The 11,477-nt window shown below is 32.3% G+C and carries 14 protein-coding genes; 6 read left to right on the forward strand and 8 right to left on the reverse strand.

Annotated elements, in window-relative coordinates; translation table 11 throughout:
• Positions 1-6 precede the first annotated feature (6 nt).
• From EM932_RS08920 to EM932_RS08935, 4 genes are all read left to right on the forward strand, one after another.
• Positions 7-1,533, forward strand: coding sequence for a Dabb family protein (locus tag EM932_RS08920; RefSeq protein ID WP_135876842.1), 1,527 nt, complete (start codon positions 7-9; stop codon positions 1,531-1,533).
• A 40-nt stretch (positions 1,534-1,573) separates the two neighbouring features.
• Positions 1,574-2,293, forward strand: a complete 720-nt coding sequence (locus EM932_RS08925) for a 3-ketoacyl-ACP reductase (protein WP_135876843.1) — start codon at positions 1,574-1,576, stop codon at positions 2,291-2,293.
• 71 nt (positions 2,294-2,364) lie between these two features.
• Complete coding sequence (locus tag EM932_RS08930) at positions 2,365-3,294, forward strand: metallophosphoesterase family protein (RefSeq protein ID WP_246040984.1); 930 nt, start codon at positions 2,365-2,367, stop codon at positions 3,292-3,294.
• A 21-nt stretch (positions 3,295-3,315) separates the two neighbouring features.
• Positions 3,316-4,110: a DUF1853 family protein gene (locus tag EM932_RS08935; RefSeq protein ID WP_135876844.1), complete on the forward strand. Its 795-nt coding sequence runs from the start codon at positions 3,316-3,318 to the stop codon at positions 4,108-4,110.
• Between the two features lie 161 nt (positions 4,111-4,271).
• On the opposite strand, the gene EM932_RS08940 is transcribed toward EM932_RS08935, so the two are convergent.
• The 6 genes from EM932_RS08940 to trmB form a co-directional block, all read right to left on the reverse strand.
• Positions 4,272-4,601, reverse strand: a complete 330-nt coding sequence (locus tag EM932_RS08940; protein WP_135876845.1) for a 2Fe-2S iron-sulfur cluster-binding family protein — start codon at positions 4,599-4,601, stop codon at positions 4,272-4,274.
• A gap of 119 nt (positions 4,602-4,720) precedes the next feature.
• A complete protein-coding gene (locus EM932_RS08945) occupies positions 4,721-4,963 on the reverse strand; it encodes a NifU family protein (RefSeq protein WP_135876846.1) in 243 nt (80 codons plus the stop codon).
• Positions 4,964-4,966: 3 nt separating this feature from the next.
• Positions 4,967-6,103, reverse strand: coding sequence for an Mrp/NBP35 family ATP-binding protein (locus EM932_RS08950; RefSeq protein WP_135876847.1), 1,137 nt, complete (start codon positions 6,101-6,103; stop codon positions 4,967-4,969).
• A 152-nt stretch (positions 6,104-6,255) separates the two neighbouring features.
• Positions 6,256-6,585, reverse strand: a complete 330-nt coding sequence (locus EM932_RS08955) for an MGMT family protein (protein ID WP_135876848.1) — start codon at positions 6,583-6,585, stop codon at positions 6,256-6,258.
• A 3-nt stretch (positions 6,586-6,588) separates the two neighbouring features.
• Positions 6,589-7,215: a lysine transporter LysE gene (locus tag EM932_RS08960; RefSeq protein WP_135876849.1), complete on the reverse strand. Its 627-nt coding sequence runs from the start codon at positions 7,213-7,215 to the stop codon at positions 6,589-6,591.
• Positions 7,215-7,892 (reverse strand): tRNA (guanosine(46)-N7)-methyltransferase TrmB, encoded by a 678-nt coding sequence (gene trmB, locus EM932_RS08965; protein ID WP_135876850.1) that lies wholly within the window; start codon positions 7,890-7,892, stop codon positions 7,215-7,217. The genes EM932_RS08960 and trmB overlap by 1 nt, the downstream gene beginning before the upstream one ends.
• Positions 7,893-8,171: 279 nt before the next feature.
• Between trmB and EM932_RS08970 the strand changes: the two genes are divergently transcribed.
• Positions 8,172-9,227 (forward strand): glycosyltransferase, encoded by a 1,056-nt coding sequence (locus EM932_RS08970; protein WP_135876851.1) that lies wholly within the window; start codon positions 8,172-8,174, stop codon positions 9,225-9,227.
• Here the strand turns inward: EM932_RS08970 and EM932_RS08975 are convergent.
• Both EM932_RS08975 and EM932_RS08980 read right to left on the reverse strand, forming a co-directional pair.
• Positions 9,201-10,244: a sensor histidine kinase gene (locus EM932_RS08975; RefSeq protein ID WP_135876931.1), complete on the reverse strand. Its 1,044-nt coding sequence runs from the start codon at positions 10,242-10,244 to the stop codon at positions 9,201-9,203. The genes EM932_RS08970 and EM932_RS08975 overlap by 27 nt on opposite strands.
• A complete protein-coding gene (locus tag EM932_RS08980; protein ID WP_135876852.1) occupies positions 10,244-10,924 on the reverse strand; it encodes a response regulator transcription factor in 681 nt (226 codons plus the stop codon). Before EM932_RS08980 ends, EM932_RS08975 begins: the two co-directional genes overlap by 1 nt.
• A gap of 203 nt (positions 10,925-11,127) precedes the next feature.
• Here EM932_RS08980 and EM932_RS08985 point away from each other — a divergent pair, with 203 nt between their 5' ends.
• Positions 11,128-11,469, forward strand: a complete 342-nt coding sequence (locus EM932_RS08985) for a T9SS type A sorting domain-containing protein (protein WP_135876853.1) — start codon at positions 11,128-11,130, stop codon at positions 11,467-11,469.
• The last annotated feature ends 8 nt before the right edge of the window (positions 11,470-11,477 follow it).

Here is an 11,477-nt window from a genome sequence, read left to right on the forward strand (position 1 = left end):
AAAATTATGGATAATATAAAAAAAGGAATTCTTGTAATAATATTGCTTTTATCACAAATTTGTTTAGCCCAAGTTTCGGATGAATTGATGCTCTATAGAAAAGACTTCAAAAATCTATCTAAAAATAATAATGCTGTTACTATTACAAGTTATGAAAAAGACGGTTCTCATTTCGTTTTTGCTGGTGGTGGTGGAGCAGGCAATATAGACGTCTACAGCTTAGATAAAGAAGGCATGCTTAACCCAATAAGCAACCATGAACTTCATAAGAAAAAAGGACCAGCAAGGGGCATGGTTGCAGATAATATTAACGGTACAGACTTTCTATTTGTTGCTAACAAGCATGGGAATGTCATTGAAACCTTTAAAATTTTAAACAACGGATCCCTTGAACGTGTTTCTTTAGAGGAAGACACTGATCAAACTCACATTGGCGAAGCTATTACTTTACAGGTTGTTCACATGAAAAAATCATCATATCTCTTTGTTGGCGGTCTAGAAGAAACACCAGGGTTAAGCTGTTTTAAAATTGAAGACGATGGTAAACTAACCCACGTGCAGTCAATGAAAGATGACGAAACCATTCATACCGATGGTATTATAGGTATGTACACCCACAAAATCAACGGAAAAACCTTTTTATATACTGGCGGATTTCATGATAATGGTGTAAGTAGTTTTAGAGTTTATGAAAATGGTACATTTAAAAATATTAACAATATCAGTGACAACGTGAAAGACAGGTACTTAACTGGTGCATATCCGGTGACCGGAGTGAGATTAGGTGAAAATCATTATGTTATTGTTGGTCACAGGCATCACAAATATTATAAAAGAAATGGGTTTATAAAAAAGACAGACTTTGTTTATCATGGAGATGGTGTCAGTATTTTTAAGGTGAATAAAAAAGGCGCATTGATCCCTCACTTTATTTTAAAAGATGATGAAACCACAAAACTACAAGGACAAACAAGAATTGAAGTTATTTCAACAGACAACAATGAAGCTGTATTAGCAGTTGGCACAAGAGAAGATGCTAGTATTCAACTACTAAAGTTAAATGAAGATGGTATCCTTAGTCCTATAAACTATTTAGAAACTGGTTTTCCCATTTATTACGGATTGAGGTCTCACAAAATAGGCAAAGACAACTTCTTAATTGCTGGGTCTTTTAGGTTTATAAAAAAGATAGCAACCTACAAGATTGCTCCTAAAATCAATAGAGAAGGAAAAGTTTTAAGACACATGGTAAATCTAAAATATAAAGATGATGCCACCGAAAAACAAATCAATGATGCAGTTAAAGCTTTTGAAAATCTTAAAAATAAAATTCCTGAAATAGCTGGTTTTGAGTGGGGAATAAATGATAGTACTGAAGGTCATAGCAAAGGTTTAACACATTGCTTCACATTAACTTTTAATGATGAGCATGCCAGAGAAATTTACCTATTTCATAAAGCGCATTTAGATTTGGTAAGTAAAATTGGCCCTATCATTGATGACGTTTTGGTGCTAGATTACTGGACAAAATAATAATGATTTTTCTGTGAATAAGTATTCTAAAAGATAAAAAATGAGTCATTTAAAAAACAAAAAAGCAATCATAACTGGCGGTGGCAGAGGACTAGGAAAAGCAACAGCATTAGCCTTTGCCAAGGAAGGCATTGATATTGCCATAACAGGCAGAAATGAAAAAATATTAAAAGAAACTGTTTCTGAATTAGAGGCTTTTGGTGTTAAGGCTATGTATTCGGTATTCGATGTTGGCAATTATGACGAAGTCAAAAACAGTATTAAAAGTATTTTAGATACTTTAGGTTCTGTCGATATTTTAGTAAATAATGCTGGAATTGCAGCTGTTGGATCTTTTAATGATATGGAAGTTAACCAATGGAGTCAAATCATTCAAACCAATGTTATGGGGATGTATTATGTGACAAAAGAAGTTTTACCATACTTGCTTAATAAGAATGCCGGTGATATTATTAATGTTTCTTCTACAGCAGGATTAAATGGAAATGCAAACATATCTGCCTATTCTGCATCAAAATTCGCTGTTATAGGAATGTCCGAATCCTTGATGAAGGAAGTTCGTAAAAACAACATTAGAGTTTGTACATTAACACCAAGTACTATAGAATCTGATATGGCGATTGAATTGGGTATTGCAAACAAGGGTTCTCAGGATAGTGTTCTACAACCAGAAGATTTTGCAGAACTAATACTTGCAGGTTTAAAACTTCCAAGAAGAGCAATGCTTAAAAGTGCAGCTTTATGGTCTACAAATCCATAATTATAATTGGACTAGCAGAATGATAGCATAGAGTCATTTCAAAATTATATGATTTTAAAAAGCGTTTCTGTATGAAACGCTTTTTTGTTTACTTTTACTTCATGTTTTCATCAAAAAAACGATTAGACCACGCTTATAAAAACGCCAAAATCATAGATTTTAATGACGACAGTAAATTCATTCTCTTTAGCGATTGCCATAGGGGAGATAATAGTTTTGCTGATGATTTTGCTAACAATAGAAATATTTACTTTCATGCTTTAAAGCATTATTATAAAGAAGGTTTTCAATATTGCGAATTAGGAGACGGTGACGAGCTTTGGGAAAACATTTCTTTCACTTCTATTTTAAATGCCCATAAAAATGTGTTTATGCTTATGAAGCAATTCAATAAGGAACATAAACTACACATGATTTGGGGAAACCACGATATGGTTTACAGAAATCCTAATTACGTAAAAAAACATTTATCTACTTATTTTGATCCTAAAGTTGGGGAAGACGTAGAACTTTTTGGGGATATTACATACAACGAAGCCATTGTTTTAAAACATTCTGAAACTGAACAAGAATTATTTTTAACCCATGGACATCAGGCTGATTGGTGGAACTTTTTATTTTGGAAATGGAGCCGATTTATGGTGCGTATTCTTTGGAAGCCCTTAAATGTTATGGGTATAGCAGATCCTACAAGCCCAGCTAAAAACTATAAAGAACTTATTAAAGTAGAACGTAGAACTAAAAAATGGATTAGCGAAAACAATAATTTGTTAACTATTGTAGGCCATACACACAGGCCTCGTTTTCCTGAACCAGGAGATATTGCTTTTTTTAATGATGGGAGCTGTGTGCACCCACGAAGCATTACCGGTATTGAAATTGAAAACGGTGAAATCTCATTAATCAAATGGCAAATTGCAACCAAAGATGATGGCACACTGCAAATTGTAAGGGTATTGCTTGAAGGTCCTAGGAAGTTAATTGATTATAAAACTGAATAATAATTCTACCATTTAACACAAATGATTCAAAAACGATATGAAGGCTTTTTAAACACGCCTTTTTTATGGAAAGGTGATATCCTTTCTAACTTAAATTCGTTTAAAATCACTTCTAAATCTAATAAAATCGATATTAATATTGATGAAAAACTATGCTTGGGGAAATACGTGGAACGATTTGTTTCTTTTGAATTAGAACAGCATAAGAACATTTCTATTTTAGCTGAAAACATACAAATTCAAGATAATAAAATAACTTTAGGAGAGTTAGATTGTTTATTGCTTAAAAACAACAAACCCATTCATTTAGAGGTTGTTTATAAATTCTATGTATATGATACCTCCATTGGAAAAACAGAAATTGAACATTTTATTGGTCCAAACAGAAAGGATTCTTTAAAAGAAAAAATCACTAAACTGAAAGATAAACAATTACCTCTTTTACATTCTAATACCTGCAGAAACTACTTAAAGGCTCTTAATTTAAAATCGGAAGACATTGCCCAACAGGTCTATTTTAAAGCACAATTGTTTGTTCCAATTTCAAATCAAGATATTCAACTTAAAACACTGAATAACGATTGTATTTCCGGTTTCTATATCAACAAAAATAAATTAGACCAGTTTAATGATTGCAAATTTTATATCCCAAAAAAGAAAGATTGGTTAATAATTCCACACACAAATGTAAAGTGGTTGAATTTCAATGAATTTGAAGTCGTCGCTAAAGACTATTTTGAACAGCAATTTTCTCCTTTATGCTGGGTGAAATTGAAAAACGGTGCATTGAAAAAAATATTTTTAGTTTGGTGGTGATTATACTTTTGGCAGTGTTAGATGGGAACTGTTTGCGTTAGGGATTGTAATGGAAAACCTGGTTCCAACAGGGGTAACGTCCAAATATTTAATGTTTTTAGTTGTGATTTATGAGATTCCTACCTTACTGAAACAAGTTCAGCACAAGTCGCAGAAATATGTTAACTCTCTGGTGCCAACTCTACCTCAAGACCTTCCATGTCTGGAGTCATTTGAATCTGACATCCTAAACGGCTATTGTCTTTAACATCAAAAGCTTCAGAAAGCATGGCTTCTTCATCGTCACTCATTTCCGGCAATTCTGTTTCGCTTAATACATAACACTGACAGGATGCACACATGACCATACCTCCACAAACACCAATAGTGCCTTCGGGAGCCAATTCATAAGACCTTACCACTTCCATAAGATTCATTGCCATATCTGTTGGCGCAACAATATTATGAGTTACACCATCTCTATCTGTTATTTTTATATTAATGTCTTCCATTGTTAAGTTTTTACACTTTTGGTTAAAAGCATTTCACAATTCGTGCCGCAAATTTAAACTTTCTGAATTATTTAGAGACAAGTTTCTCTATTATTTTAGTAGGAATTTAAAAAAGTAAATTAAATTTCAATATTAACAACCTGTTCTATTTGAGGTGCATACTTTTTAATAGTCATTTCTACACCCGATTTTAAGGTCATTTGATTGACGCTACAACCAACGCAAGCTCCTTTTAGTTGCACTTTGACTAAGTTGTCGTTTTCTATGGATAGCAAAGAAATATCTCCACCATCGCTTTGTAAAAACGGACGAATCTCATCCAAAGCTTTTTCAACATTTACTTTAAGTTCTTCTGAAGTCATCTGTTATTTTTTAACTGCTGAACACCCAGCCATTGTTGTAATTTTAATTGCTTCTGTGGGAGGTAAGTCATCATTTCGTCTTACAACTTCCTGCACTACATTTTGAGTTAGTTTTTCAAAAGCTTGCTCTAATGCTGTAGCAGTTTGTAAAGCTGCTGGACGACCAACATCACCTGCTTCTCTAATACTTTGCACCAAAGGTAGCTCTCCTAAAAATGGCACTTCTAAATCTTCAGATAAATTTTTGGCGCCTTCTTTTCCGAAGATATAATATTTATTATCTGGCAATTCATCAGGTGTAAAGTAAGCCATATTTTCTATAATTCCTAAAACAGGCACATTTATACTCTCTTGTTGAAACATAGCAACCCCTTTTTTAGCATCTGCCAATGCCACATTTTGTGGCGTACTAACAACCACAGCTCCTGTAATTGGCAACGATTGCATGATACTCAAATGAATATCGCCTGTTCCTGGAGGTAAATCCAAAAGTAAAAAGTCTAATTCTCCCCAATGGGCATCAAAAATCATTTGATTTAATGCTTTAGCTGCCATTGGCCCTCTCCAAACTACTGCTTGGTTTGGTTGTGTAAAAAACCCAATAGATAATACTTTAACACCATAATTCTCTATTGGTTTCATTTTAGATTTCCCACCAATATTAACTGCTAAAGGCTTTTCTGCTTCTACATCAAACATAATAGGGATGGATGGACCATAAATATCGGCATCTAAAACACCTACCTTAAAGCCCATTTTTGCTAAAGTAACTGCTAAATTTGCAGTAACCGTAGACTTGCCGACACCACCTTTACCTGATGCTACAGCTACAATATTTTGAATACCTGGAATAGGATTTCCTTTAATAACATTAGCTTTTGGTTTTGCAGGAGCTTCTACTTTTACATTCACTGTAATTTTAGCTTTCTCGTAAACCTGCTCATGAATTATTTTTAAAATATCTACCTCAGTACGTTTTTTAGCTTGTAAACTAGGGTTTTTAATGGTAATATCTACAATAACTTCATCTCCAAAAGTAATCACATTTTTCACAGCACCACTTTCAACCATATTTTGTCCTTCTCCTGGTACGGTAATAGATTCTAATGCTTTTAATATATCTTGTTTATTAAGCTTCATTCCTTATTTAGATTAATTCTAATATGCAAATATACAGTGAATTGTTTAGACTTTAAAGCCATTTTATTGAAATGATTTATATGGATATTCGGTTTATTTATAGAGATACTAATATGTAATTATTTGTAAATTTTTGACAAATTAGGAAATAATTACAATTCTTTTGAAGGGTCCCAAAACACCTTTTCCAAATTCTGAATTTGGTTTTCTATCACCTCAATTCCTTCGCTTTCCAGTAATTGTTGCATCAGGTTTGTTCCATCAAAGTGATGCTTACCTGTTAATAAGCCTTTTCTGTTTACAACGCGGTGTGCAGGTACATCTTTGCCTCCTGAGCCATTCATAGCATAACCAACCATACGAGCACTTCTCGCTGCTCCTAAATAGTTAGCAATGGCTCCATAACTTGTAACTCTGCCATAGGGTATTAGTTTAGCAACTTCGTAAACTTTGTCAAAGAAGTTTAGGGTTTCTGGTTTCATAGCCTACATTTCCTTGATAATATTAATTAGTGTAATAATCGAAATAACACCCGTAATTCCTCCAATAACATAGTTCATGTTTTTTTGAGAGGTAAACGATTTTCCTTTTATTTTATCAAAAAAGAAAATATACATATATAGCATAACAAAAGTTCCCATAGCAGCACCAGCTACATAGGATATTATACTTGTTTGACCAAAAGACATCCACCCAAAAGATGCCAATGTGATTGTCATATATGCTTGATAAGGAATAGGAAACACATTTATTGCAGAGAGAAACATGCCTTGAAAAAACCGACTATGCTTACTACGACGCATCTGGGTTTCGATTGGGATTTTAGGCTTTGCTATAAGTAAAAAATAAATGGTTATTAATACAAAGATAACGAACGCAACACGTTGTAAAATATCAACAACTTCTATATGTTTACTTAAGTATCGTGCAAACACAGTGGCAAGATATGTTTGAAGTAAAACAACAACGCAAACACCTATTGAAAACATAATTCCTCTTGCGTGGCCTTCTTTTAAACTTATTTTAGCAGCTGTCATATTTAACAAGCCAGGAGGAATAACTCCAATTAAAGCTATAAATAAACCTAAAATAAAGATAAGAGTTATGTTCACTAATGCTTAATTTTAAACCGAATATACGTAATTGGTTTGTTTTGTTCTAAATATTGCGATTCATAGAATGTTTGAATGCTGGTAACTTCTTCTGGGCTTCCTTCTTGTTTGTAAACATTATGATTAGCATAAAGCACCTCATGCCCCGCACCATGAAGCAAACCAAGTGTATACCCATGCATAAACTCACTATCTGTTTTTAGGTTAACAACACCTTCTTCTTTCAATATTTTTTTATAACGTTTTAAAAACGTTTCATTAGTCATTCTATGTTTGGTACGCTTATATTTTATTTGAGGATCTGGAAAGGTTATCCAAATTTCGTCCACTTCATTTTCTGCAAAAGCATGGTCTATTAATTCTATTTGAGTTCTTATAAAAGCAACATTTGGAATACGCTCTTCAATGGCTGTTTTAGCACCTCTCCAAAAACGTGCCCCTTTTATATCTATCCCTATAAAATTTTTATTAGGATACTTTTTTGCCAATGCTACAGAATATTCTCCTTTTCCACAACCTAGCTCTAATACTAATGGGTTTTCATTTTTAAATACAGATGTTCTCCAATGACCTCTTAACTCATACGTCTCATTAACCAATTCATCTCTAGATGGTTGAAACACGTTTGAAAAGGTTTCGTTCTCTTTAAATCTTTTGAGTTTATTTTTACTTCCCACTATTATTTAAAATTTTTCTCTGGTTTTATAATTTTCAAAAGTAAGACAGAGAGAACCTATTATAAAATTTTTAAGTTAACAATTACTTATTATTTTGAATAAGTTTGGTAAAATTAAGGAAATATACGAGAGTGTTTATAATGCTTATCTTTGATTTTACTAAAAACTTGAATAAGAAATAGTAGCAACATCTTTTTTAACTTAGTCATATTATTAATTAAAAAAGGCATAGTAGTAAACCCGCCTTTTGTGAAGCCAAAGGCAGGCTATATTTAACAGATGAAAAAACGAATTTTAGTCGCTCCTTTAAATTGGGGTTTAGGGCATGCCACAAGAAGTATTCCTATTATTCATGAATTAATAACGTACGGCTTTGAACCCATTATTGCCAGCGATGGAGTGGCTTTAACACTTTTACAAAAAGAATTCCCAAAGCTATCGTCTATAGAATTACCTTCTTATAATATAACATACGCTAAAAAGGGAAAGCATTTTAAATTAAAACTTATTAAGGATTCTCCAAAATTGATTAAAGCTATTAAAGCTGAAAAAAAAGTGACAAAGTTTATTGTAGAAACTCATGGTATTAAAGGGATTATTTCTGATAATCGACTTGGTGTTTATAGTAAAAAAGTACCATCTGTTTTTATAACGCATCAATTAAACGTTCTAACAGGAAGCACCACATGGCTAAGCACAAAAATGCATCAAAAAATCATAAAGAAATTTAATGTATGTTGGGTGCCTGATATCGAAGGAGACATTAACCTAAGTGGCAAACTCGGACATATTAATAGTTTTGAAATCCCTACAGAATATATTGGGCCTTTGAGTAGGTTTGAAAATAAACACTTAAACATTGAAAATGATTTAATGGTATTACTTTCTGGCCCCGAACCACAACGTACATTGCTTGAAGACACTCTTTTTTCAGAATTAAAGAATTATACTGGAAAAGTCGTTTTTGTTAAGGGTATTATGGAAAAGGAGCAGACTATACAAATTAAAGGGAATATGACTATTTACAATTTTATGACCTCTAATTTATTAGAAAAAACCATCAATCAGAGTAAATTAATCTTATCAAGGCCTGGTTATACAACCATTATGGATTTAGCTAAACTTAATAAAAAAGCTTTTTTTATACCTACTCCCGGACAATTTGAACAAGAATATTTAGCAAAAAGATTGACTGATTTAGAATTAGTATCAAGCTGTAATCAGGAGGGTTTTACATTAGACAAATTAAAAGACATCGACTCTTTTAAAGGTTTAAAATCCTTTGATTATCATGTAAATTTCAAAAAACTATTCGCCCTTTTCGAGTGTGAATGAAAACTCACTACCGACTCCAAACTCACTTTCTACATATATTTTTTCGTCGTGAGCTTCAATAATATGCTTTACGATAGAAAGCCCTAACCCAGAACCGCCTTCTTTACGGGAGCCGCTTTTATCAACTCTATAAAAACGTTCAAACAAACGAGGAAGATGCACTTTTCCTATCCCCTCTCCATTATCTGTAACACGAACAATAACCTTGTTTTTTATTAAGTTTTCGATGCTTATTTCTGTAGTTCCTTTTTCTCTTCCATATTTTAAAGAGTTAACAATTAAATTTACCAATACTTGCTGTATGCGCTCCTTATCTGCTTTAACTAACACTAAATTGTTATAATCTGTATCAAAGGTAAGTGTGATTTTTCTTTTGCTGGCTTTCATCTCCAACATCTCAAATACATTTTTAACTAACTCAACAATATCAAATTTCTCTATATTTAAACTTAGATCACCAACTTCTAATTTAGTAATCATATCCAAGTCTTTTATAATGTAGCCTAAGCGCTCAATACCTTTACTGGCTCTCCCTAGATACTTTTCTAGTAATTTTTCGTCATTCATAGCACCATCTAGTAATGTAAGAATGTATCCTTGCACTGTAAATAAAGGCGTCTTTAGTTCATGAGATACATTTCCTAAAAACTCCTTTCTATACTTTTCACGAACTTTTAGAGTTTCAATTTCTAGCTTTTTATCTCGGGCAAACTTATCAATCTCTTGAGTAAGTGTACGCATATCTGTCGTTATGGGGCCTTTATTTAAATTAGCTGACTCCAGGAGTGTTAAGTCATCATATATTCTTTTAACACGCCTGTATATAAAACGTTCTACACTAAATTGAATTACTAAAAAAGAAAAGATGTAGGCACTTACTAAAAAAGCAAGTACATAAAACCACTTAAACTCATATAAATAGTATAAAAAAACACTCATTAAGAGCGTTGTATATAAGGTTATATATAATGCCGTTTTTATGGCAAACTTATACGATCTTTTAAATTTTGCTTGCATCATTCTACAAACTTGTAGCCTACTCCTTTTATGGTTTTAAAACTAGTATCTCCTAATTTTTCTCTTAATTTACGAATGTGTACATCGATTGTTCTACCTCCAACAACAACCTCATTGCCCCAAACAGCATCAAGAATTTCATCTCTTTTAAAAACCTTCCCTGGTTTTGAAGCCAATAAAGATAGTAATTCAAATTCTTTTCTGGGTAAAATAATTTCTTCACCTTTAGAAATAATCTTATACTCATCTCTATTTATTACCAAACTTCCTATTTTAACAGTATCGGAAACATCTTCCTCTTTAAAACGCCTTAAAAGTGCTTTTACTTTACTAACCAACACTTTCGGTTTTATTGGTTTCGTTATATAATCGTCTGCACCAGCATCAAAACCGGCTACTTGAGAATAATCCTCTCCTCTTGCTGTTAAAAAAGTAATAATACTATTCTTTAAATCTGGACTTTTTCGAATCAACTCACAAGCTTCAATACCATCCATCTCAGGCATCATAACATCTAGAATGATTAATTGTGGAAGCTCCTTTTTTGCTTTTTTAACACCTTCATGACCATTTTCAGCAGTAATAACTTGGTATCCCTCACTCGACAAATTGTACCCGACTATCTCTAAAATATCTGGTTCATCATCAACTAATAATATCTTAATATCATTCTTTTTCATACTTAAATAATAAATTATATTTATTTCTTAGAGTAAAGATAAAACTAAATAGTACTGTTTTATTGGTATTCCAAAATTAATAACATTTACGTAACAGACAAGTTACAGTAATTTAAACTTTCGACCAAATAACGAAATCTTTAACACTTTTTTGGCATCACTTTTGTAGTAAATTATTACCTTTATGGTGTTGAAAAGCGTGTATGAAAAAAAACTACTTATTCATTTTATTTTTAGCTTTAACATTGTCTGCAACCCAATATGGGTTTGCTCAAAACAATGTTAACAAACCTCCTATTCAACAAAATATTGAAGGTTTATCTATATACCCTAACCCTTCTCCTATTGGCAGAACATTTATAAATGTCACATCAAAACGTAATCTGACTAAAAAAATTGAGTTTTTCAATGTTTTAGGAAAACAAATTCGTTCTGTTATTTTAGCTGGTAAAGAATTAAACATTTCAAACTTAAGTAAAGGTGTTTATATTTTAAAGATTACTGAAAGCAGCATTAGTGAAACAAGAAAATTGGTGATTAAATAATATTGTAA

Origin of the sequence: Flavivirga rizhaonensis, assembly GCF_004791695.1 — a bacterium.
GTDB lineage: Bacteria > Bacteroidota > Bacteroidia > Flavobacteriales > Flavobacteriaceae > Flavivirga > Flavivirga rizhaonensis.